Raw genomic sequence first — 21,496 nt, forward strand, 5'->3', positions numbered from 1 at the left:
CTGAAACGGCTGCTCAGTCGGTGGTGGTGTGCACATCCGCTAAGGCATCCTAGGACACTAGGGGTATGGCTGGGCACCATCGATCACGGTGTTCTCCGCGCGGCACGGGCTCGGCCGCCGGCCCGAGCCCGTGCCGATCCCACCGCCGCCCCGCACCGGGCGCACCATCCTGGTTGACTGAGGGCATGGGCCAGCGAAACCCGAGGATCGGTACGGTGTGGTCGCCGCGCTGCGGGCACCGACGTGGGGCGACGGCATGAGCGAGATCCTGCTCGTCCGGCACGGCGAGACCACCTGGAGCGCCAGCCGCCGCCACACCTCGTACACCGATCTGCCGCTCACCCCCGACGGCGAGCGGCAGGCCCGCGCACTCGGTCCGGCGGTCGCCGGACGGCGGTTCGTCGCGGTGCTGACCAGCCCACGGATCCGGGCGCTGCGCACCGCACAGCTGGCCGGACTGGCCGTCACCGGCACCGACGACGACCTCGCCGAGTGGCGCTACGGCGACTACGAGGGGCGTACCACCGCCCAGATCCAGGACGAACACCCCGGATGGAGCATCTGGACCGACGGATGCCCGGGCGGCGAGTCGCCGAGCGAGGTCGGCGAGCGCCTCGACCGGCTGCTCGCCAAACTGCATCCCCTGCTCGACCGAGGCCCCGTCGCGTTGGTCGGACACGCGCACGCGCTCCGCGTGCTGGGCGCCCGGTGGGTCGGCCTGCCACCCTCCGCCGGCGGGCTGCTCCGCCTGGACACCGCCACCCTCAGCCTGCTCGGCCACGAACACGGTCGGCGGGTGATCCTCCGGTGGAACCAACCCGTCACCCTGGCCTCCGGGCCGCCGACCGGGTCGACCGGTCGGCACTGACCCGTCCGCCGGCCGGCTCCGGCGAGCACGCCGGTCGGTGCCCGAACAGTACCGGCTCCGGCCGGCACAGGGCCGGGCCGGAGCCGGTACGAGAACCTCCGTCGAAATCAGAGGTAGCGCGACGCCTCGTCCAGGAAGTGCTGGGCGTAGCGCTCCGGTGCGATGTCGCCGAGGTAGTACTTCTTGATGTCCTGTCGGGTGGAGGCCAGCGGGTCGGCACCGAGGAAGTCGTCGAGGATCGCATCGAGCCCCTTCACCCGGCCGCCGTGGGCGTCGATGACGTAGCTGGCCCGCCCCAACGGGAACTCGTCGGTGAAGGTGACCGCCGGCGTCGAGACCGCCACCATCGCGAAGGGCTTCTCCGAGTACAGGTAGTCGGCCACCACGCTCGACACGTCCGACACCATCGCGTCCGACGCGTTGAAGCAGTCCATCACCGACATCTTCACCTCGGCCTGCTTGCCGAACACGTGCGGCCGCCCGTTGGCCTTGCGGTCCTCAGCCAGCAGCGCCCGGATCCGCTCGCACTCACGGCCCAGCGCCGGATTCCGATTGCTGTACGGGTGCGGCCGGAAGACGACGCTGCAACCGCGCTCGACGAGTGCCTTGACGATGTCGTAGCCGACGTGCAGTGACGAGTAGTTGGAGTCGGCGTAGAAACCCGCCCAGGTCGGCGCGTAGAGCACCCGAGGGTTGGTGATCGAGGCGATCGGCTGGGCCGCCACCGCCACGTTCTCCACCTGGGGGCGGCCCACGACGGTGAACATCTCGATCGGCATCTTCACGCCATTTGCCGCGAAGCGGTCGATCGCGGCCTGGCCCGCGACGAAGTTCTTGTCGTACATCCGGAAGACCGGGTTGTGACTCGGCACCTTGTCGCTGTCGCCGTGGTTGAGCTGGATGTGCGTCAGGCTCGTGTACCGGAGGAGGTGGTTGTTCTTCGTCGCGGTGTTCACGTAGAAGGCGGCCCGCATCGACGGGGTCACCACGTCGTCCATGTCCTCCAACGCGGTGCGCAGCACCACCGGGGCCTTCGTCATCGCCGACACCTCGTTGAAGTTGGCCTCACCGCGCACCAGCACGAAGAACTTCCGGCCGAGGCGCTCCAGGTAGGGCAGCCACATCGCGATCTGGTACGCGGTGCCGGCAGGTGCGGTCCAGTGCACCACGAACGCCGGTTCGTAGGCGGTCAACGCTTTGGAGAGGTTCTGCTCACTGGTCTGCCTCTCCCGGACCCGGCCCAGCCCCTGCCACAGAGTGAACAACGACAGGCCGAGCGCGGCCGCCGACACCGCCGCGGCGATCACCCCGAGGCTGCCGACGAAGGCGCAGACGAGCACCACCAGCGCCGCGGCGCCATTGACCAGTACCGCACGGCTCGTGTTCGGGCGCCGGTAGGGCCGCGCGCCGATCCCCGGCAGATTGGCCGTCACCGGGTACGCGGCACGGGAAATGAACCCCATCGGTGTCTCGCTGAGCACCGCCAGGCCGGCCAGGGCCACGCCGACGGCAAGCGCGAGATCGACGCCGCTGTGCACCGCGCCGAGCAGATACGCGCTGGCGAGCAGAAGGACGCGCGGCACGGCGGCCTTCGAGGTCGGCACCGCTCCCCACGCACCGCGTCACGCCACGTCCAGGCCAGCAACCCGACTGCCAGCAGGGCCGGCGGCAACGCCCAGAACCGGGAACCGCCCACCGCCGCCAGCAGCAGCGCGGCGAGGGCTGCCACGTCGATCGCGGTGGTGGTGATGCGTCCTCCCGTCTTCGACGCCACCCATGCCCCCAGCTGGGACGTTTTCGCATCCGCAGTCGTCACCGCCGGCCCCCCGTGGACAACGGGTTGATCCGCAACACCCGACCCATCCGGCCGCGCCAGCTCGCCAGCGACTCCTGCTGCACCTTGAGTTCCTTCTCCAACTGGGCTACCCGCTCCTCAAGCGTCCTCGTTCCGCGCGGTTCGCGGAACGGTGGTTCGAATTCGTAGGCGCGGCGCTCCAGGTCGCCCTCGTGTCCCTGCCGCAGCCAGCGCAGCCGGGACATCACCTGGCGTCGTCCGACCACGTCCGAGGCCATCAGCGTGTGCACCGGGCCGGGGAACGGGGCGGCGGCGAGCGCCTCGTCGTAGGCCGGGTTCGCCTTACCCGGCTGGAACACGTGCTCAAGGTCGTTGTGCTCGAGGAACCGCACGTAGGTGGCGAAGGTCTCGGCCTGGCGTGGACCGAAGGCGTCGAAGTCCGCTTCCTCGTAGAGCCGCTGCGCGTCGACATCGGGCGGCAGCTCCGAGTAGAGGCGGTACGGGATGCCGTGGTACTCGGAGAGTTCGACGGTGCGGGAGTCGTGCGCCAGCACCACCGACGGCGTGCCCGCCAGCACGCCCGCGACGTTGCCGTGGATGCGCGTGCCGAAGGCGAAGTGCTGCTGGGCCATGAAGTCGACCCAGGTCGAGGCGTCCACGAAGAACCGCATCCGGTCGTTCTCGTACAGCGGATGGTCGGTGTGGATGGGCATCCGCTTGTTGGGAACCTTCGCCGGATTCTCGCCCCACAGCATGAGCGCCAGCCGCTGATGCTGCTGCGGCACGATGACGCTGTTGGGGTACCGGTCGGTGTTCGCCTCGACCAGCCGGTCAACTCCCTTGACCTTCGGGGTGTACGAAATGGCGATCGGGCTGTCGTAGGCCAGCCGGTCCACCTTGCGCACCAACGGGCCCAGCGGCCCGTTGCCGAACATCGACGGGCAGCCGATCACCCGCACATGCTCGTCGCCGAAGCCGAGGTACTTCAGCATGCGCGCCGTGTACTCACCGCGTACACCGATGGAGGCCGACCGGTCGAGCACGGCCCGGGTGAACCGCGTGACGATCTTCTTGTAGTTGTCGGGGAGCGAGTCGAACTCGGTGCCGTACGGCAGCTGCGCGCCGATGCCGACCACCGTGACCGGGATCTTCAACCGCTCGATGACCTTGGCGAGGCGTTCCAGGTGCGGCAGGAAGGTGTCCCGGTACGAGTTCGCCATCGGCAGGACGAACCTGTCGAACTCCTCGTTGGTCCGGCTGATGTAGGTGCCCAGGTGCACCGGACGCTCATGCACGTAGGAGTTGGCGACCAGCTCGGCGCCGGGCACGCTCAGGGCCCGGAACACCGCGCTGTAGAACAGCATGTTCCCAGAGTTCGACCCGAAGACACCCAACCGAGAGGTGGACAGGCTTTGCTCATGTGACAGCACGGTCAACGGGCTCTTGCCGGCGCGGATGAGAATGCGTGTCATGAGCGAACTCCGGCCGCCTGGCTGGAACGCGATCGCATCGATCGGTACATTTCATCCTCCCCTTCGAGACACGCGAGGCGACCGGCCACCGGGCGGCACGAACCGGCCCGGCGTCCCGGTCATGATCCGGGTCTCACCTTCCGCCGAATCAGGGATGGATCCTAGCCCCGTCTCCTGGGCCGCAGCGGCACCGGGTGTTCCGGGTCAGTCCGCCGCTGAGCCCGCCGCCGCAGGCGGTACGCCCCGGGTGCGATGCTGGGCCGCCGGGTCGAGGGTGATCTTGGGCGGTCGATGCTCGTACGGGGTGGACAGCACGACTGTCGTACGGGTGGTGACGTTTGCCGCCGTCCTGATCTCCTGGAGCACCCGCTCCAGGTCGACCGGGCCGGCCACCCGAACCAGCAGCAGGTAGAAGTCCTCTCCCGCCACCGAGTAGCACGAGTCGATCTCCGGCAGGTGAGCAAGCCGCTCCGGCGCGTCGTCCGGCTGCGACGGATCGAACGGCCGGATCGCCACGAACGCCGTCAGGGGCAGGTCCAGCGCCTCGAAGGAGACCCGCGCGGTGTAGCCCCTGATCACCCCGCGCTGCTCCAACCGACGCACCCGTTGATGCACCGCCGAGACCGACAGGCCGACCTTCTCCGCCAGATCCGTGTACGACAGCCGGCCGTCCGCGGTCAGCGCCACCACGATGGCGCGGTCGATCTCCTCCACGGCGTGGAACCTACCGGGTACGACCGGTCGGCGCGACCGACAAACCCGCCATCCGTCGCGTACGGCGGGCGGACCGTCGCGTTCGGTCAGCCCTTGGCCAGTGCCCGGGAGATCACCAACCGCTGGATCTGGTTGGTGCCCTCCACGATCTGGAGCACCTTCGCCTCCCGCAGGTACCGCTCGACCGGATGATCGGCGACGTAGCCCGCGCCGCCGAGGACCTGCACCGCGTCGATGGTCACCCGCATCGCCACATCGGTGGCGAACAACTTCGCCTTGGCCGCCTCGATCGAGTACGGCCGCCCGGCGTCACGTAGCCGGGCCGCCGCCAGGGTCAGTGCCCGGGCGGCGGCGATCTGGGTGGCCAGGTCGGCCAGGGTGAATCCGAGCCCCTGGAAGTCGATGATCGACCGACCGAACTGCTCGCGTTGCCGGGCGTAGTCCACCGCGTAGTCCAGCGCCGCCTGGGCCAGCCCGACCGCGCAGGCCGCGATGCCCAACCGTCCGGAGTCCAGCGCCGACATGGCGATGGTGAAGCCGGCCCCCGCACCGCCGATCAGCCGGTCGGCCGGCACCCGGGCCTCGTCGAAGACGACCTGCGCCACCGGGGAGGAACGCAACCCCATGGTGCGCTCGGCGGCCTGCGGGTGGATACCGGGCGTGGCGCGGTCGGCGAGCAGGCAGGAGATGCCCTTCGCCCCGGGCTCGCCGGTACGGCAGAAGATGTTGTAGAAGTCGGCCACCTGCGCGTGGGTGATCCACGCCTTGGTGCCGGTGACGACGTAGTCGTCCCCGTCGCGCGCCGCCCTGGTGGTCAGCGCCGCGGCGTCCGAGCCACCCTGCGGCTCCGACAGGCAGTACGCCCCGAGCAGCTCGCCGCCGATCATGTCGGGCAGCAGCTTGCGCTGTTCCTCGCTGCCGAAGGTGGCGACCGGGTGGCAGGACAGGGTGTGCACGCTCACCGCCTCGGCGACCGCGAGCCAGCGGCCGGCCAGGATCTCCAGCACCTGCAGGTAGACCTCGTACGGCTGGGCGGCACCGCCGTACTCCTCCGGGTACGGCAGGCCGAGCAGCCCCGCCCGGCCCAGCGTGCGCAGCACCTCCCGGGGGAACTCGGCCCGCTGCTCGTACTCGACGACCTTCGGCGCGAGTTCCCGGTCGGCCAACTCGGTGGTCAACTCCAGCAGGTCGCGAGCCTCGTCGGTGGGCAGGATCCGGTCGACAGTCATAGCGCGATGAGCTCCGTGGGGGTGGTGTTGAGCCGTCGTACGCCGTCCGTCGTGCAGACGACGATGTCCTCGATCCGAGCGCCGTGCCGCCCGGCCAGGTAGATGCCCGGTTCGACGGAGAAGGTCATCCCCGCCGCCAACCGTCGGTCGTTGCCGGCCACCACGTACGGCTCCTCGTGGCCGTCCAGACCGATGCCGTGGCCGGTGCGGTGCAGGAAGGCGTCGCCGTAGCCGGCCGCGGTGATCGGCGCGCGGGCGGCGGCGTCGACGGCCTGGGCGCTCACCCCGGGGCGTACCGCAGCCACGGCGGCGCGCTGCGCCTCGTGCAGCACCGCGTAGTAGTCGAGGAAGTCCGCGGGCGCTGTGCCACCGGCCAGGTAGGTGCGGGTGCAGTCGGAGCGGTAGCCCGAGGGCATGGTGCCGCCGATGTCCACCACGACCGGCTCACCCACGCCGATCGGCCGGTCGGAGGTGCCGTGGTGCGGGCTTGCGCCGTTCGGGCCGGCGGCCACGATCACGAAGTCGACAGTGACATGGCCGGTCGCCCTGATCGCGGCGGCGATGTTGGTGGCCACCTCCGCCTCGGTCCGCCCCGGCCGCAGCCACTCCCCCATCCGGGCGTGCACCGCGTCTATCGCCGCGCCGGCCTCGGCGAGAGCCTCGATCTCCGCGGCCGACTTGTGCACGCGCAGCTCCCGCAGGACCGCCGAGGCGAGCCGCTGCCGGGTGTCGGGCAGCGCCGCCCGCAGCGCCAGCACCTGCTCCGCCCACATCCGGTCGGCCAGCCCCACCGCGTCGACCGGCCCGCCGAGGGCGGCGATCACCAGCGGGTACGGGTCGGTGCCGTCGGCGTGGTCGACGATGCGTACCCCGGTGGCCGGTGCGGGCGACGCCTCGGCCGCCGGCCGTTCCAGGGTCGGCACGACAAGCGTCGGCTCGCCCTCGGCCGGCAGCACCAGCAGGGTCAGCCGCTCACCGGCGTGCGCGTCGTAGCCGGTCAGGTACCGCAGGTCGGAGCCGGGACTGAGGAGCAGCGCGTCCAGCCCGGCGGCGGCGACGGCACGCTGCGCGGCGGCCAGCCGCCCCGGCGGATACAGCTCGTCGAACCCCACCCAGCAAGCTTAACGGTCGTTTGGGCCACCCGGGGCCACAGGTGTCCGACCCGGCCTTCTATTATCTTTATCGATAGTGATAACGTACAGAGGTGACAGAGTCGAGGGAGCGCTGGGCCGAGCTGGCGCTGCATCCGGTCCGGATCCGGATCCTGCGTGCCGTCGCGGGGGCCGAGCTGACCACCCGCGACCTGGTCGACCTGCTGCCGGACATTCCGCAGGCCACGCTGTACCGACATCTCGCGGCACTGGTCAGGGCCGGGCTGCTGGAGGTGGTGACGGAACGCAAGGTCCGCGGGGCGACCGAGCGGGTGTACGCGCTACCCGGGCACGGCGCGACGCTGGACCCTGCGGCCCTGGCCACGGCGACCGCCGACGAGCACGCGCGTTACTTCACCGCGTTCATGTCCAGCCTGCTGTCGGAGTTCTCCAGGTACCTGGCCCGGGAGCGGATCGACTTCGTCGCCGACGGCGTGGGATACCACCAGCTCGTCCTGCACCTCACCGACGCCGAGCTGAGCGAGTTCGCCGCCGGGTTCAACGCGCTCGTCGGCCCGCTGCTCGCCCACCAGCCGGGCCACGGGCGAACCCCACGGCTGCTGGCCACCGTCCTGATGCCGGCCGACCAGCCGACACCCAGCGACAGCACGCCGGAGTCCACCGAGGACACCGGACCGACGAAAGGACACGACTGATGGCATCCGTCATGCTTTCCGGCGACGTGATCGACATCCGGTTCACCGGATGGGAGCGGCTCTGGACCGGACGGGACCGGCTGGCGGTGGCCGTCGGCGCCGTGCGGCGGGTCGCCCGGGTGGACAACCCGCTACGCCTGGCCCGTGGCGCCCGGCGCGGCTACGTGGTGTCCGGTTTCGTCAAGATCGGCGTGTGGGGTCTGTTCGGCGGCCCCCGGCAACTGGTGGCCGCCCGCCGCGGTGAGCCCGGGCTGCACCTGGTGTTGGACCGGGCCGGCACCGGCGGCCAGTTCGACGAGGTCGTGCTCTCCGGCCCGGACGCCCTCGGCCTCGCCGAAGCGATCAGCCGGGCGATGGCGGCCCGCGCATGAGCATCGACGGGCTGACAATCGAGGTCTCGCAGCTGACCAAGCGGTACGGCGAGATCACCGCCGTCCGTGATCTCAGTTTCACTGTGGAACCGGGTGTGATCACCGGATTCCTCGGCCCGAACGGCGCCGGCAAGACCACCACGATGCGGATGCTCACCGGTCTGGTGTCACCCACCCGCGGCACCGCCACGATCGGCGGGAGCCCGTACCGGCGGCTGGCCCGGCCGTCGGCCACCGTCGGGGCGATGTTCGACGCCAACGCGTTCCACCCCGGCCACACCGCCCGCGACCACCTGCGGGTCTACGCCGCGATGGGTGGCCATCCCGACGGCCGGGTCACCGAGCTGCTGCACCAGCTCGGCCTCGCCGCGGCCGCCGACCGCCGTACCCGCGGGTTCTCCACCGGCATGCGGCAACGCCTCAACCTCGCCACCGCGCTGCTCGGCGACCCGGGCGTCGTACTGCTGGACGAACCCGGCAACGGCCTGGACCCGGAGGGCATGTCCTGGCTGCGTGGCCTGCTGCGCGGTCTCGCCGACAGGGGTCGCACCGTCCTGATCTCCAGTCACGTGCTCAGTGAGGTTCAGCAACTCGTGGACGACGTGGTGGTGATCCGGCGCGGCGAACTCGTCGCCGCCGGACCGTGGTCCCGGCTCGCCGGCCCGCCGACCGTGCTCGTCAGCTCACCCGACGCCGACGCCCTCGCCGTGACCCTGGCGACCAGTCCCGCCGACGCGGGCACCCCACCTCGCGTCGACATCGTCCGGCCCGGCCAGCTGCGGGTGCACGGTCTGAACGCGGCGGGCGTCGCCGACCTCGCGGCCGCGCACCGCCTACGCGTACACGAACTGGTCACCGAAAACTCGAGTCTCGAACAGCTCTTCCTCGACCTGACCACCGACCCGCTCACCACCCCCAGGGCAGGCACACCATGACCAACCTGATCCGAGCCGAGTTCCGCCGCCTGCTGGCCACCCGGATGTGGGGCAGTCTCCTGGTCGCCGCGGCCGTGATCGGTGGCGGCATGATCGGCCTCATGGCACTTGTCGGCCCGGAGAACTTCGAGCCGCCGCTGCCCGGTCTGGACACCGACGCCGGCGTCCGCTCGCTCCTCGGCATTCTCGGCTACACGGCGCTCGTCCCGGCCGTCGCCGGCACCGTCGCGGTCACCGCCGAGTACCGACACCGCACCGCCGCCGTCACGTTCCTGTTCGCACCGCGCCGATGGCAGGTGCTGGCGGCCAAACTCGCCACCTACGCGGTCGTCGGCCTCGCCTACGGTCTCGTCCTCGCCGGCACCGCCGCCGTGGCCCTGTTCGCCGTCGCCGCCGCCCGCGGCGTCAGCCTCGGTATGCCCGCCCCCACCGTGCTGGCGCTGCTCGGCCGCATCGGTGTGGCGATGACTGTGTATCTGCTCATCGGGGTGGGCATGGGCGCCCTCATCCGCAACCAGGTCGCCGCCCTCTGCGTCGTGATCGGCTACCTGTACCTGGGCGAAACGCTGCTCATGATGATTCCTGGTGTCAACCTGCTCTACCCGATCCTGCCGGGCGGCGCGACCGCCGCCCTGACCGACTTCACCTACGTCGCCGACGCCATGTCCGAACAGCTCGGCAGCACGACCATCCACCTCCTGCCCCCTGCTGTCGGTGCCCTCGTGCTCACCATGTACGCGGTGACCGCCGCCGCCATCGGCGTCATCGTCCCGATGCGCCGCGACATCACCTGACAGTCGACCAGCCAGCCACCCCGACCGCCGTTCGCACGGCGGGCGGACGGTGCCGACCTGCCGCGCCAGACCGGTCAGGAATCGAGAAGCAGCCGGCACCACACCCTCACTAGCTTGACCTGCGAGGTCATGTCCGGCCGGGCGACCGCCCGGCCGGTGGCCGCTACCCGGGTGGAGGTTCCGATGAGGTGGAACAGGTGGATCCGACAGATCCACAGGTGGCTGGCGATCGCGTTCACGGTGACCGTCATCGTCACCTTCGTCGCGCTCGCGCAGGAGGACCCGGTCGTCTGGGTCTCCTACCTACCGCTGCTGCCGCTGGCCCTGCTGCTCTTCACCGGCCTGTACCTGTTCGTGCTGCCGTACGTCGTCAAGCGACGCGGCGGGCGAGGTACCGCCGGTGCGAGCTGACGGCAGGAACGGGTCAGTCCGTCAGCCAGAGGCAGAACGGGTGGCCGTCCGGGTCCAGACAGACCCGGACGTCCTCCTGCGGCTGGCAAGCGGCGAGGGTCGCGCCGCAGGCCAGCGCGTGTTCCAGCGCGGCCGGCAGGTCCTGCACCCCGATCTCCAGGTGCATCATCATCTGCTGCTGTCCGGCCTGCGCCGGCCAGCTCGGCCGCACGTACGCCCGCTCCCGCTGAAAGGACAGCCCGACCCCGCCGTCGGGGGCACGCAGGATCACGTCGTCGGCCTCCTCGACCGCGATGTCCCACCCGAGCAGGCGCGCGTAGAAGCGGGCCAGCGCCGCCGGGTCGGGCGTGTCGAGGTTGACGGTGGTCAGCGCCAGCCGGGTCGGTACGGTCATCGGCTCCTCCTTCGTCGCGCCGGCGGAACGCACCGGCGACAGGCCGTACGCCGGGAACGTCGGTGTGGTGTGCCAGGCTGTCGGGCGTGACAGCGCAGACCCCGATCATGCTCATCGACGCGCCCAGTCTCTACTTCCGGGCGTACTTCGGCATCCCCGAATCCGCCGCGAAGACCGCCGACGGTCAGCCGGTGAACGCGGTGCGCGGGTTCCTCGACATGCTCGCCCACCTGGTGCGCACCCGGCGGCCGGGTCGGATGGTGTGCGCGATGGACCACGACTGGCGGCCGGACTGGCGGGTCGCGCTGCTGCCGTCGTACAAGGCGCACCGGGTGGCCCCCGAGGGCGGCGAGGTGGTGCCGGACACCCTCTCCCCCCAGGTGCCGATGATCCTGGAGGTGCTCGACGCGCTGGGGGTGACAGTCGTCGGCGCGACCGGTTACGAGGCCGACGACGTGCTGGGCACCCTCTCGGTCACCCAGGCCGGTCCGGTCGAGGTGGTCTCCGGCGACCGGGACCTGTTCCAGCTGATCGATGACGCCCGGGGCGTGCGACTGCTCTACGTCGGGCGGGGGGTGGCCAAACTGGAGGACTGCGACGACGCCGCCGTACGGGCCCGCTACGGCGTGCCGGCCGACCGGTACGCCGAGTTCGCCGCGCTGCGCGGCGACCCGTCCGACGGGCTGCCCGGGGTGGCCGGCGTCGGTGAGAAGACCGCCGCCCGGCTGGTCGACAGGTACGGCGACATCGCCGGTATCCTCGCCGCCCTGGACGACCCGGCCGCCGGCTTCGCACCCGGGCTGCGCAGCAAGCTCGACGCGGCCCGCGACTACCTGGCGGTGGCGCCGAAGGTGGTCCGGGTCGCTCTCGACGTGCCGCTGCCTCCGCTGGCCACCGAGCTGCCGGTGTCACCGGCCGATCCGGAGCGGCTGCTCGACCTGGCCGAGCGGTGGAACCTGGCCGGCTCCACCCGACGCCTGGTCGACGCGCTCGCCACCCGCACCACGAGCAGCTGACCCACTGCCGGGCCGGCGCTGGCGACGACCGCGGGACGGACGGGCGCACCGCGCCCCCACGGGTCAGGTGACCTCGCGGAGGTAGCCGTCGATGGCGGCGGCCAGGGTCGCCTCGCCCGGACGTGCCCAGACCTCGGCGTTGAAGACCTCGACCTCGATCGGGCCGGTGTAGCCGGCCGCGTCGACCGCCTCGCGCAGCCGGCGCAGCTCGATGCAGCCGTCGCCGGGCAGCGCCCGGCCGAGCAGTACCCCTCTGGCAGCGGGGTGACCCAGTCGCAGACCTGGAAGGCGGCGATCCAGTCGCCCGCCCGGGCGATCTGGTCGTAGACGGTGTCATCCCACCACACGTGGTACGCGTCCACCACCACGCCGACCACGCCCGGGTCGAACCGCTCGGCGATGTCCAGCGCCTGACCGAGGGTGGCGATGACGCACCTGTCGGCGGCGAACATCGGGTGCAGCGGTTCGATGGCCAGGGTCACCCCGGCGGCGTCGGCGTGCGGGGCGAGTTCGGCGATCGCGTCAGCCACCCGGGCGCGGGCACCGTCGATGTCCTTGCTGCCCGGCGGCAGGCCACCGGAGACCAGCACCAGCACCGGGGCGCCGAGCGTGGCCGCCTCGTCGATGGCGCGCAGGTTCTGCTCCCGCCAGTCGCCGGCGGCGAAGAACCCGCCCCGGCAAAGCGTGGTGACCGCCAGCCCGGCGTCGCGGACCAGCTTCGCGGCGCGACCGAGACCGTACTCGGCGACCGGTTCCCGCCACAGGCCGATGCCCGGCACCCCGGCGGCGACACAGCCGGCGACCACGTCGGGCAGCGGCCAGTGCTGGGCGGTGGCCTGGTTGAAGGAGAACCGGCGCAGGGCCGCCCGGCTCACTGGGTCACCCCGGCCACGGTGAAGAAGGCCCGGGCCCGGGCGGCAGCCAGCTCCGCGTCGGGCAGCAGACCGGCGGCGTCGGCGAGGGTGAGCAGGGTGCCCAGGTGCTCCGGCGAGCGGCCGGACTGCAACCCGCCGACCATCGTGAAGTGCTCCTGGTGCCCGGCCAGCCAGGCCAGGAAGACGATGCCGGTCTTGTAGTACCAGGTGGGCGCGGCGAACAGGTGCCGGGCCAGCGGCACGGTCGGTGCGAAGATCTCGTCGTACGCCTCGAGGTCGCCCCGGTCCAGGGCGGCGAACGCGGCCGACGCGGCGGGCGCGATGGCGGCGAAGACCCCGAGCAGCGCGTCGGAGTGGCCGGCCTCGTCACCCCGGATCAGTTCCGGGTAGTGAAAGTCGTCGCCGGTGTAGAGGCGTACGCCCGCCGGCAGCCGGCGACGCAACGCCACCTCACGTCCGGCGTCGAGCAGCGACACCTTGATGCCGTCCACCCGGGACGCGTGCGTCTTGAGCAGCTCGACGACGGTGTCGGCGGCCAGATCCAGGTCGGCGGTACCCCAGTAACCGGTGAGCGCCGGGTCGAACATCGGACCGAGCCAGTGCAGCACCACCGGCCGGTCGGCGGCGTGCAGCAGATCGTCGTACACCCGCAGGTAGTCCTCGGGGCCACGGGCGGCGGCGGCCAGGTGCCGGCTGCACATCAGCACCGGAACCGCCCCGGCGGCCTGTACGTCGTCGAGCTGTTCCCGGTACGCGGCGGTGACCTCGGTGAGCGTCGCCGGGCCGGGTGGCAGCTGGTCGGTGGCGGCCCCGGCGACGATCCGCCCACCGGCGGCCCGGGCCTCCGCCGCGCTGCGGCGGATCAGTTCCCGAGTGGCGGGGTAGTCCAGGCCCATGCCGCGCTGCGCGGTGTCCATCGCCTCGGCCACCCCCAGCCCGTAGGACCAGAGGTGCCGGCGGAAGGCGAGGGTGCGGTCCCAGTCCAGGACCGCCGGGGTGCCCGGGGTGTTGTCGGCGGCCGGGTCGGCCACCACGTGCGCGGCGGCGTAGGCGACGCGGCAGTTCGGCGGCGCGGCGGGGCGGGGATGCCCGGTGCCGCCGGAGAGCCGCAGCCGGCGACCGCCGGGCACTGTCACCTCGGTGCCGCTCACAGCGCCAGCTCCGGCACCTCGACGCGGCGACCCTCGCGGGCCGAGAGCAGGCCCAGCTCGGCGAGCTGCACGCCACGGGCACCGGCCAGGAAGTCCCACGGGAACGGCTCACCGGTGGCGACGTGCCGCAGGAACGCCTCCCACTGCACCTTGAAGCCGTTGTCGAAGTCCTCGTTGTCCGGCACCTCCGTCCACTGCGATCGGAAGTCCTCGGTGGCGGGCAGATCCGGGTTCCAGACCGGCTTGGGGGTGACCGCCCGGTGTTGCACCCGGCAGCGCCGCAGCCCGGCGACCGCGCTGCCCTCGGTGCCGTCGACCTGGAACTCGACGAGCTCGTCCCGGTGCACCCGGACACACCAGGACGAGTTGAGCTGGGCGATGACGCCGCCCTCCAGCTCGAAGATGCCGTAGGCGGCGTCGTCGGCGGTGGCCTCATAGGGCCGGCCGGCCTCGTCGACCCGGCGTGGAATGTGCGTGGCGATGGTGGCGGAGACGGCGCGTACCTCGCCGAACAGCTCCGCGAGCACGTAGTGCCAGTGCGGGAACATGTCCACCACGATGCCGCCACCGTCGGCGCTGCGGTAGTTCCACGACGGGCGCTGGGCGGGCTGCCAGTCGCCTTCGAAGACCCAGTAGCCGAACTCGCCGCGTACCGACAGCACCTGGCCGAAGAAGCCGCCGTCGAGCAGCCGCTTGAGCTTGCGCAGCCCCGGCAGGAAGAGCTTGTCCTGGACCACCCCGGTGCGTACGCCGGCGGCCCGGGCGGCGCGCGCCAGGTCCAGGGCGGCGGCGGTGTCCTCGGCGAGGGGCTTCTCGGTGTAGATGTGCTTGCCCGCCTCGATGGCCCGCCGGATGGCCTTCTCCCGCTGCTGGGTCAGCTGCGCGTCGAAGTAGATCTGGACGTCGTCGCGGGCCAGCGCGGCGGTCAGGTCGGTGGTCCAGTCGTCGAGGCCGTGCCGTTCGGCGATCTCGCGCAGCTTGGCCTCGCTGCGGCCGACGAGGACGAGATGCGGCCAGACGGTGGTGCCGTCGGCCAGCGGCACGCCACCGGAGGAACGGATGGCCAGCAGGGAGCGCACCAGATGCTGCCGGTATCCCATCCGGCCGGTGACGCCGTTCACGATGATGCCGATCGACCTGCGGGTCATGGGGGTCCTTCCGTCGTACGCGCCCGAACCGGGCAGGTAAGCGCTTTCCTGCAAGACTAGGCGGTGCCCTGACGGCCAGGCAAGGGCTTACCCGGCGGCGGAACTTTCGGCCGCCGAGGTCGTGGCCCCGGGCCGGGAACGTGAACAAACCGCTGGCCACCGCGCGCCGGGACGTCGGCTGGAGTGAACCCGACCGGCGGCCTTGACCTGCGTTTACCGCGGAACGGAAAAGGACCCTCACTGCGGTACGGTGTCGCTGGTCGCCACGGCAGCGGCCGGCGCGACGCGTGAGGGGGCGGGTGTGGCGACGCTGTCCGATGTGGCCCGGCGGGCCGGGGTCTCACCCGCCACGGCCTCCCGCGTGATCAACGGCAGTACCAAGCCGGTCACCGAGGAGTTGCGCGAACGGGTGCTGCGGGCCGTCGCCGAGTTGCAGTACGTGCCCAACGCGCACGCCCAACTGCTGGCCCGGTCGCACCGCGGCGCGGTCGGGGTGATCGTGCACGACGTCTCCGACCCGTACTTCTCGGAGATCACCCGGGGTCTGCAACGGGTCGCCACCGACCAGGGCCGGCTGCTGATGATCTGCAACAGCTACCGCGACCCGGAGCGGGAACTGGAGTACGTCGAGCTGCTGCGGGGCCAGCAGGTCGCCGCCATCATCCTGGCCGGTTCCGGGTACCACGACGCCGACTTCACCCGGCTGCTCAACGGCAAGCTCGCCGCGTACGAGGCCACCGGTGGCCGGGTGGCGGTGATCGGTCGCCACGAGCACTCCGGTGACGCGGTGATGCCGGACAACCGGGGCGGCGCCGAACTTCTCGGGCGGGAGCTGTGCCGCCTCGGCCACGAACGTATCGGCGTGGTGGCCGGGCCGCGGGTGTTGACCACCACGACCGACCGGCTCACCGGGCTCCGCGCGGCGCTCGCCGAGCACGGTCGGGAGCTGCCGGAACACCGCGTCCGATACGCCGATTTCGACCGCGACGGCGGCGCTGAGGCCGCCGCCGCGCTGCTCGACGCGGAGCCCGGGCTGACCGCGATCGCGGCGCTCAACGACTCGATGGCCATCGGCGCGCTGGCGCTGCTGCGCGCCCGCGCGGTGCCGGTCCCGCAGCAGGTGAGCGTCTTCGGCTTCGACGACATGCCGATGGCCCGCGACGTCACCCCGGCGCTGACCACGGTCCGGCTGCCCCTTGTCGAGATGGGCGCCCGGGCGATGGCCCTGGCTCTCGACCCGGGAGCCGCCAGGCCCCGGGTGGAGTCGCTCGCCGCCGACCTGATCCGTCGGGACAGCTCCGGACCCGCCCCGGGGTGACGCGTCGCGGCCCCCGCCGGCGGCCGGGCACGTCGCGGACCGACGCGGTGCGATGCCCAGCGCCCGCCGAGGGCTCGTCTACCGTCGCCGAAAACGTTATCGTAGGTGATCATCGTAAGGAGCCCCATGCCCCGCGCGCACCTCACCCTCAACCCGGCCTTCACCATCGGACCGGTCCGTCGACGACTCTTCGGCGGTTTCGTCGAGCACCTCGGCCGCCACATCTACGACGGCATCCACGAACCCGGACACCCCACCGCCGGGCCTGACGGCTTCCGGCGCGACGTGGTCGAGCTGGTCAAGGAGCTCGGGGTCAGCACGGTCCGGTACCCGGGCGGCAACTTCGTCTCCGGCTACAACTGGGAGGACGGCGTGGGGCCGGTGGCCGAGCGTCCACGCCGGCTCGATCTCGCCTGGCACTCCACCGAGACCAACCAGGTCGGCCTGCACGAGTTTCAACACTGGCTCGACCTGGTCGGCAGTGAGCTGATGCTGGCCGTCAACCTCGGCACCCGGGGCCCGAAGGAAGCCGTGGAGCTGCTGGAGTACACGAACCTGCCGGCCGGCACCGCCCGCGCCGCGCAACGGACCGCAAACGGCCGCGAGGAGCCGTTCGGGATCGCCATGTGGTGCCTCGGCAACGAGATGGACGGGCCCTGGCAGCTCGGCCACCGCGACGCCACCGACTACGGCAAGCTCGCGGCGATGACCGCGAAGGCGATGCGGCAGGTGGACCGGGACCTGGAGCTGGTCGCCTGCGGGTCGTCCGGCCGCGGCATGCCGACCTTCGGTGAGTGGGAACGCGTCGTGCTGACACATGCGTATGACGACGTCGACTACATCTCCTGCCACGCCTACTACCAGGAACACGACGGTGACCTCGCGAGCTTCCTCGCCTCCGGGGTCGACATGGACGCCTACATCGAGTCGGTCGTCGCCACCGTCGACCACGTACGCACCGTGAAGCGCTCGGCCAAGCGGGTTGACCTCGCGTTCGACGAGTGGAACATCTGGTACATGACCCGGTGGCAGGAACAGGCCCGCACGTTCAGCATCGACGAGTGGCCGGTGGCGCCGCGCCTGCTTGAGGACCGGTACACCGTCGCGGACGCCGTGGTCCTCGGTGGCCTGCTGATCTCCCTGCTCAACCACGCCGACCGGGTCACCTCGGCGAACCTCGCGCAGCTCGTCAACGTGATCGCTCCGATCATGACCGAGCCCGGCGGTCCGGCCTGGCGACAGACCACGTTCTTCCCGTTCTCGGTGACCTCGCACACCGCCCGGGGCGACGCGCTGCGGGTCCTGGTCGACGCCGACGAGACGCCCACCGCGAACTTCGGCTCGGTGCCGGTGGTCGCCGCCGCCGCGACCTGCGAAGGGCCCGCGATCTCGGTGTTTCTGCAGAATCGGCACCTGACCGAAGCGACGACGGTGACCGTCGACCTGCGCGCGTGCCAGCCCACAGGTGCGGTCTCGGCCCGGGGAATCTGGGACACCGACGTACGCGCGGCCAACGACCTGCACGACACGCAACGGGTGGGGCTGCGGATCAACGACACGGCGCGGCTCACCGACGGTGTGCTCACCGTCGAGCTGCCGCCCGTCTCGTGGACCGCGCTGACGGTCACGCGCACCGATCCCGGCGAGGACTGACCGCTCCGGCGGCGGGCTCGTACCCTTTCCGTCGTGGCCTCCGCGCTTGGCAACCTCACACCCCAGCAGCGGGATCTGTTGCAGCGGTGGCTGCCGGGCGCGACCGTCGAGGCGGACCACAGTTGGGGGCTGGTGGCCACCACCGTCCTGGAGATGACCTGGGCCGGCTCGCGGTTCATCGTCAAAGCCGGCGGCGACGGGGACCACGGCATCCGGCGCGAACTCGACGCCCACGCCAACTGGTTGCGTCCCTGGACCGATCGGGGCCGGGCGCCGGCTCTGGTGCACGGCGACCCGGAAGCAAAGCTTCTGGTCACCCGTCACCTGCCCGGCGAGCTGGTGCTCGGCAGCGGGTACGCCGATGACCAGCGGATCTTCCGGCAGGCCGGTGAGCTGCTGGCGCTGTTGCACGCGCAGGTCGTCGTCACCGACGACAACCACGAGCGCCGCGAGAACGAGAAGTCGCTGACGTGGCTGGACCGACCACACCGGATCCCCGCGCACACCGTACGGCGGCTCCGGGCCGAGATCACCTCGTGGCCGACCCCGCCCGCCCGCCTCGTACCCACCCACGGGGACTGGCAGCCCCGGAACTGGCTCGTCCACGACGGCGTGGTGAGCGTCATCGACTTCGGTCGCGCCGCGATGCGGCAGGCGTTCACGGACCTCGGCCGGCTGGCCGTCCAGGACTTCCGCCGCGATCCGACGCTTGAGGCAGCCTTTCTCGACGGGTACGGGCCCGACCCGCGTGAGCCGGAGGCGTGGCACCGTACCCGGGTCCGCGAGGCGATCGGCACTGCGGCATGGGCGTACCGGGTGGGCGACGAGGCATTCGAGGCCCAGGGCCACCGCATGATCGCCGAGTCGCTCGCAGACGTCCGGCGCTGACCAGAACGAGCAGGTCTTCGTCCGGCGGAGGCTGTGGCATCGCGATGCGATCATCGGTGCCATGCGCAGGATTGCCGTGACGATGGCCGTGGTCGTGGTGGTGTCGGGGTGCACCGGCGGACCGGCCGGCACTGACATCTCGGTCCCCTCCGTGACAACCGCCGGCGGATTTCCCGAAGCCGTCGGCACCAGCCCGCCGGCACCAAGCTGGCGGCTGGCCACGCTGCCGGAGCTGGCCGGGCCCACAAGCGTGCTGTGGGACGTGGTGTCGGTGGACGCCACGCACGCGTGGGCCGTCGGCAGCGAGGCATACTCACCCGAGCAGCCGAACGACACCGGCACCCCGGTGATCCTTCAGTGGGACGGAAGGAACTGGGCCCGCGCGCCACTGCCGGCGATCTCTTGGCACGGTCGGCTCGACCTCGTCGCGGCCGACTCGCCCTCGAACGTCTGGGCGGTGGGCAGCACGGCCGCCGCCAGCCCGGAGGAGCAGGTGACGCACGTCCTGCACTACGACGGCAGCGCCTGGCGCGAGGTGCCGTTCGCGCGGGGCGACAGCGGAGGCCACGCACTGATCACCGGGCTCACCGTCCTCGGCGGACAGACCTGGTTGGTGGGCAACGACCTCAGCGATGTGATCATCGAGCAGTGGGACGGACGTTCCTGGCGGTCACACCAGCCGCCCGCCGAATGCCGCACCGGCGGCACATCTTTCGGTGGGATGCCGAACTTCTGCACCTTCACCGCGATCAAGGCCTTCGGCCCGGACAACGTCTGGGCCGCGGGCAACGGCGCGTGGCAGGGATTCAAGGGCCCGTTGCTCTTCCACTGGAACGGCTCAGCCTGGCGCACGGTCCAGGTGGGCGTCAACGAGGAGGAGTCCTCGTTCGGCGCGCTCGCGGGTCGATCTGCTAGCGAGCTGTGGGCGGTCGGCGACGGTGGGTTGGCCGTGCGCGCGAGCGGTGGATCGTTCGAACTGCTCAGATACGGGCAAGGTGGCGCGCTGCCCGACCTGGTCCCCGACCTGGCCGGACGACCGTGGATGATCGACAACTCGCCGACGCCGAGCGCGTCGCTCGTCACCTACCGCGCGGGCGGGTGGGCCCGCGTCCCGGTGCCGCAACCGCCGGACGCGATCGGCATGAGCCTGCACGGGCTCGACAGCATCCCGGGCAACCCGCTGATGTTCGCGGTGGGTGCGGCCGATCTCCCCAGCGACCCGCGTTACCTGAGGGCGGTCGTGCTCGAGTACGCGCCGGCCCCGTCGACCGAATCACGCCACTGACCGCCTTCGAGGACTGCCTCGGTCGTCGGCCGGCGGGGACGGGACGGACAGCGGACGGGCCGCAACCTACGCTGTCCGGGTGGCGCCGGTCAGTCCAACGCAACGGGTCCTCTCCCCCGACGACGTGGTCGACTTCGTACGATCGTCCTTCGGCCCGGATCGGCGGGTGGCCGACTGCGGGCCGTTGTCCGGTGGCGGCTTCGCCGCGGTGTGGTGGGTCCGCCTCGACGACGACCGGCCGGGGGCGGGCCGCACGCCGCCAGGTCACCGGGACGTGGTGCTGAAGGTCGCCCCGCCGCCCACCGCACGGCTGCTGCGCTACGAGACCGACCTGCTCGCCGCCGAGGCCCGCTATTTCCGGCTGGTCGCCGAGCGGGCACCACAGGTGCCGGTGCCGCCGGTGCTGCACCACGGCCGAGATCGACGGCTTGGCGAGTGGCTGGTCACCGGACGGCTGCCCGGCCGGGCCCTGCCCGACCTGGACGGTGACGACGGGCCGGTCCGCGCCGACCTGGGCGCGGCGACGGCCGCCCTGCACCGGATCACCGGCGACCGGTTCGGCTACGACGCCGGCCGCACCGGCGGACCGACCTGGTCGGCCGCGTTCACCGCGATCATCGACGACCTGCTCACCGACGCGGCCGACTGGCAGGTGGTGTTGCCGGTGCCGCCGCAGCGGCTGCGGGCCCTGGTGGCCCGGCACAGCGAGGTGCTCGACACGGTTCGTCGGCCGGCGCTGCTGCACTTCGACTGCTGGGACGGCAACGTGCTCGCCAAGTGGGACGCCGACGGGGCGTACCGGATGTGTGGCCTGGTCGACGGCGAGCGGTTCCTCTACGGGGATCCGCTGCTCGATCTGGTGTCTCCGCTGCTGTTCCGCCGCGCCGAGGACGAACCGAGGCATCCGTTCCTGCGCGGGTACGCCGAGGCCACCGGCGTGCCGCTGGTCTTCGACGACGGGGTTCGCCGCCGGCTGGCGCTGTACCGGATGCACCTGCACCTGCTGATGACCGTGGAGATGCCCAGCCGGGGCATCACGCCGGAGAACGACCCCGGCCGGCACACCCTGCTGGCCGAACTGCTCGACCGCGACCTGGTCGAACTGGCCGCGCAGTGAGCACCGAGCCGACCAGTCGCAGGGCGCGGCGAAAGGTCAGCCAGGTGGGGCGGCCCGGATATTGCAGGATCATCGAGTCAGGGGCGCGCTGCCCGTTCAGGGCCGGCGACCGCTGCCCTTTCCCCTTGCCATGAGCCGCCGGAGCTTCTCCTGGTTACCAGGTTTCGCCAACTCGCGCCGTCCCCGATCAACAACCTGGCGGCCCTTGGGGCTGTTGAGGAACGACATGATCCGCTGCACGATGGATGCCATCTT

At 71.5% G+C, this 21,496-nt stretch carries 21 protein-coding genes and 1 pseudogene; 12 read left to right on the forward strand and 10 right to left on the reverse strand.

The genetic code is table 11. The annotated features are described in order from the left end of the window. Positions 1–256: 256 nt before the first annotated feature. Positions 257–868: a histidine phosphatase family protein gene (locus CLT74_RS07205; protein WP_099851487.1), complete on the forward strand. Its 612-nt coding sequence runs from the start codon at positions 257–259 to the stop codon at positions 866–868. Between the two features lie 107 nt (positions 869–975). Here CLT74_RS07205 and CLT74_RS07210 read toward each other — a convergent pair whose 3' ends face one another. The 5 genes from CLT74_RS07210 to CLT74_RS07230 form a co-directional block, all read right to left on the reverse strand. Further along, entirely contained in the window at positions 976–2,451 is a 1,476-nt protein-coding gene (locus tag CLT74_RS07210; RefSeq protein WP_158240223.1) for a CDP-glycerol glycerophosphotransferase family protein, read from the reverse strand. A 229-nt stretch (positions 2,452–2,680) separates the two neighbouring features. Continuing rightward, positions 2,681–4,135: a polysaccharide pyruvyl transferase family protein gene (locus CLT74_RS07215; protein ID WP_099845850.1), complete on the reverse strand. Its 1,455-nt coding sequence runs from the start codon at positions 4,133–4,135 to the stop codon at positions 2,681–2,683. Between the two features lie 204 nt (positions 4,136–4,339). After that, entirely contained in the window at positions 4,340–4,849 is a 510-nt protein-coding gene (locus tag CLT74_RS07220) for an Lrp/AsnC family transcriptional regulator (RefSeq protein WP_099845851.1), read from the reverse strand. Positions 4,850–4,935: 86 nt separating this feature from the next. Then, the gene (locus CLT74_RS07225; RefSeq protein ID WP_099845852.1) at positions 4,936–6,078 is read right to left on the reverse strand and encodes an acyl-CoA dehydrogenase family protein; all 1,143 of its coding nucleotides are present in this window, start codon (positions 6,076–6,078) and stop codon (positions 4,936–4,938) included. Continuing rightward, the gene (locus tag CLT74_RS07230) at positions 6,075–7,190 is read right to left on the reverse strand and encodes a M24 family metallopeptidase (RefSeq protein ID WP_099845853.1); all 1,116 of its coding nucleotides are present in this window, start codon (positions 7,188–7,190) and stop codon (positions 6,075–6,077) included. The genes CLT74_RS07225 and CLT74_RS07230 overlap by 4 nt, the downstream gene beginning before the upstream one ends. 92 nt (positions 7,191–7,282) lie before the next feature. Here CLT74_RS07230 and CLT74_RS07235 point away from each other — a divergent pair, with 92 nt between their 5' ends. The 5 genes from CLT74_RS07235 to CLT74_RS07255 all read left to right on the forward strand — a co-directional run bounded on the left by CLT74_RS07235 (position 7,283) and on the right by CLT74_RS07255 (position 10,396). Next, on the forward strand, positions 7,283–7,885 hold the full coding sequence (locus tag CLT74_RS07235) for a helix-turn-helix domain-containing protein (protein WP_099845854.1): 603 nt from the start codon (positions 7,283–7,285) through the stop codon (positions 7,883–7,885). Further along, positions 7,885–8,256, forward strand: a complete 372-nt coding sequence (locus CLT74_RS07240) for a hypothetical protein (RefSeq protein ID WP_099845855.1) — start codon at positions 7,885–7,887, stop codon at positions 8,254–8,256. Before CLT74_RS07235 ends, CLT74_RS07240 begins: the two co-directional genes overlap by 1 nt. Then, positions 8,253–9,191, forward strand: coding sequence for an ATP-binding cassette domain-containing protein (locus tag CLT74_RS07245; protein WP_099845856.1), 939 nt, complete (start codon positions 8,253–8,255; stop codon positions 9,189–9,191). The genes CLT74_RS07240 and CLT74_RS07245 overlap by 4 nt, the downstream gene beginning before the upstream one ends. Then, positions 9,188–9,985 (forward strand): ABC transporter permease, encoded by a 798-nt coding sequence (locus CLT74_RS07250; RefSeq protein ID WP_099845857.1) that lies wholly within the window; start codon positions 9,188–9,190, stop codon positions 9,983–9,985. Before CLT74_RS07245 ends, CLT74_RS07250 begins: the two co-directional genes overlap by 4 nt. A 114-nt stretch (positions 9,986–10,099) precedes the next feature. After that, positions 10,100–10,396 (forward strand): hypothetical protein, encoded by a 297-nt coding sequence (locus tag CLT74_RS07255; RefSeq protein WP_486582088.1) that lies wholly within the window; start codon positions 10,100–10,102, stop codon positions 10,394–10,396. 13 nt (positions 10,397–10,409) lie between these two features. Here the strand turns inward: CLT74_RS07255 and CLT74_RS07260 are convergent, their stop codons facing one another. Continuing rightward, on the reverse strand, positions 10,410–10,790 hold the full coding sequence (locus CLT74_RS07260; RefSeq protein ID WP_099851491.1) for a VOC family protein: 381 nt from the start codon (positions 10,788–10,790) through the stop codon (positions 10,410–10,412). Between the two features lie 107 nt (positions 10,791–10,897). Between CLT74_RS07260 and CLT74_RS07265 the strand changes: the two genes are divergently transcribed. Continuing rightward, complete coding sequence (locus CLT74_RS07265; RefSeq protein ID WP_199172335.1) at positions 10,898–11,806, forward strand: 5'-3' exonuclease; 909 nt, start codon at positions 10,898–10,900, stop codon at positions 11,804–11,806. Positions 11,807–11,869: 63 nt separating this feature from the next. Here the strand turns inward: CLT74_RS07265 and CLT74_RS07270 are convergent. The 3 genes and pseudogenes from CLT74_RS07270 to CLT74_RS07280 all read right to left on the reverse strand — a co-directional run bounded on the left by CLT74_RS07270 (position 11,870) and on the right by CLT74_RS07280 (position 14,980). After that, positions 11,870–12,666, reverse strand: a pseudogene (locus CLT74_RS07270) (sugar phosphate isomerase/epimerase family protein). An 11-nt stretch (positions 12,667–12,677) separates the two neighbouring features. Beyond that, positions 12,678–13,832, reverse strand: a complete 1,155-nt coding sequence (locus tag CLT74_RS07275) for a DUF993 family protein (RefSeq protein ID WP_099845859.1) — start codon at positions 13,830–13,832, stop codon at positions 12,678–12,680. Further along, on the reverse strand, positions 13,829–14,980 hold the full coding sequence (locus tag CLT74_RS07280) for a Gfo/Idh/MocA family protein (protein WP_099845860.1): 1,152 nt from the start codon (positions 14,978–14,980) through the stop codon (positions 13,829–13,831). The genes CLT74_RS07275 and CLT74_RS07280 overlap by 4 nt, the downstream gene beginning before the upstream one ends. A 301-nt stretch (positions 14,981–15,281) precedes the next feature. Here CLT74_RS07280 and CLT74_RS07285 point away from each other — a divergent pair, with 301 nt between their 5' ends. The 5 genes from CLT74_RS07285 (at position 15,282) to CLT74_RS07305 (ending at position 21,241) form a co-directional block, all read left to right on the forward strand. After that, positions 15,282–16,298 (forward strand): LacI family DNA-binding transcriptional regulator, encoded by a 1,017-nt coding sequence (locus CLT74_RS07285; protein WP_099851493.1) that lies wholly within the window; start codon positions 15,282–15,284, stop codon positions 16,296–16,298. A gap of 126 nt (positions 16,299–16,424) precedes the next feature. Continuing rightward, positions 16,425–17,951 carry an arabinosylfuranosidase ArfA gene (gene arfA, locus CLT74_RS07290; protein ID WP_099845861.1) on the forward strand — a complete coding sequence of 509 codons (1,527 nt, stop codon included), beginning with the start codon at positions 16,425–16,427 and terminating at the stop codon, positions 17,949–17,951. A gap of 33 nt (positions 17,952–17,984) precedes the next feature. Beyond that, positions 17,985–18,839 (forward strand): phosphotransferase, encoded by an 855-nt coding sequence (locus CLT74_RS07295; RefSeq protein WP_099845862.1) that lies wholly within the window; start codon positions 17,985–17,987, stop codon positions 18,837–18,839. A gap of 61 nt (positions 18,840–18,900) precedes the next feature. After that, a complete protein-coding gene (locus CLT74_RS07300) occupies positions 18,901–20,124 on the forward strand; it encodes a hypothetical protein (protein WP_143697100.1) in 1,224 nt (407 codons plus the stop codon). A 79-nt stretch (positions 20,125–20,203) separates the two neighbouring features. Further along, positions 20,204–21,241: an aminoglycoside phosphotransferase family protein gene (locus tag CLT74_RS07305; protein WP_099845864.1), complete on the forward strand. Its 1,038-nt coding sequence runs from the start codon at positions 20,204–20,206 to the stop codon at positions 21,239–21,241. Between the two features lie 96 nt (positions 21,242–21,337). Here CLT74_RS07305 and CLT74_RS30710 read toward each other — a convergent pair whose 3' ends face one another. After that, positions 21,338–21,493 (reverse strand): hypothetical protein, encoded by a 156-nt coding sequence (locus CLT74_RS30710; RefSeq protein ID WP_199172131.1) that lies wholly within the window; start codon positions 21,491–21,493, stop codon positions 21,338–21,340. Positions 21,494–21,496: the final 3 nt, after the last annotated feature.

The sequence above is a fragment of the Verrucosispora sp. CNZ293 genome (assembly GCF_002754655.1).

Coding starts and splice junctions, on each gene's coding strand:
- CLT74_RS07205 (WP_099851487.1), top strand. CDS start 257: ATGAGCGAGATCCTGCTCGTCCGGCACGGCGAGACCACCTGGAGCGCC.
- CLT74_RS07215 (WP_099845850.1), bottom strand. CDS start 4,135: ATGACACGCATTCTCATCCGCGCCGGCAAGAGCCCGTTGACCGTGCTG.
- CLT74_RS07225 (WP_099845852.1), bottom strand. CDS start 6,078: ATGACTGTCGACCGGATCCTGCCCACCGACGAGGCTCGCGACCTGCTG.
- CLT74_RS07240 (WP_099845855.1), top strand. CDS start 7,885: ATGGCATCCGTCATGCTTTCCGGCGACGTGATCGACATCCGGTTCACC.
- CLT74_RS07245 (WP_099845856.1), top strand. CDS start 8,253: ATGAGCATCGACGGGCTGACAATCGAGGTCTCGCAGCTGACCAAGCGG.
- CLT74_RS07250 (WP_099845857.1), top strand. CDS start 9,188: ATGACCAACCTGATCCGAGCCGAGTTCCGCCGCCTGCTGGCCACCCGG.
- CLT74_RS07260 (WP_099851491.1), bottom strand. CDS start 10,790: ATGACCGTACCGACCCGGCTGGCGCTGACCACCGTCAACCTCGACACG.
- CLT74_RS07265 (WP_199172335.1), top strand. CDS start 10,898: ATGCTCATCGACGCGCCCAGTCTCTACTTCCGGGCGTACTTCGGCATC.
- CLT74_RS07280 (WP_099845860.1), bottom strand. CDS start 14,980: ATGACCCGCAGGTCGATCGGCATCATCGTGAACGGCGTCACCGGCCGG.
- arfA (WP_099845861.1), top strand. CDS start 16,425: ATGCCCCGCGCGCACCTCACCCTCAACCCGGCCTTCACCATCGGACCG.
- CLT74_RS07300 (WP_143697100.1), top strand. CDS start 18,901: ATGCGCAGGATTGCCGTGACGATGGCCGTGGTCGTGGTGGTGTCGGGG.
- CLT74_RS30710 (WP_199172131.1), bottom strand. CDS start 21,493: ATGGCATCCATCGTGCAGCGGATCATGTCGTTCCTCAACAGCCCCAAG.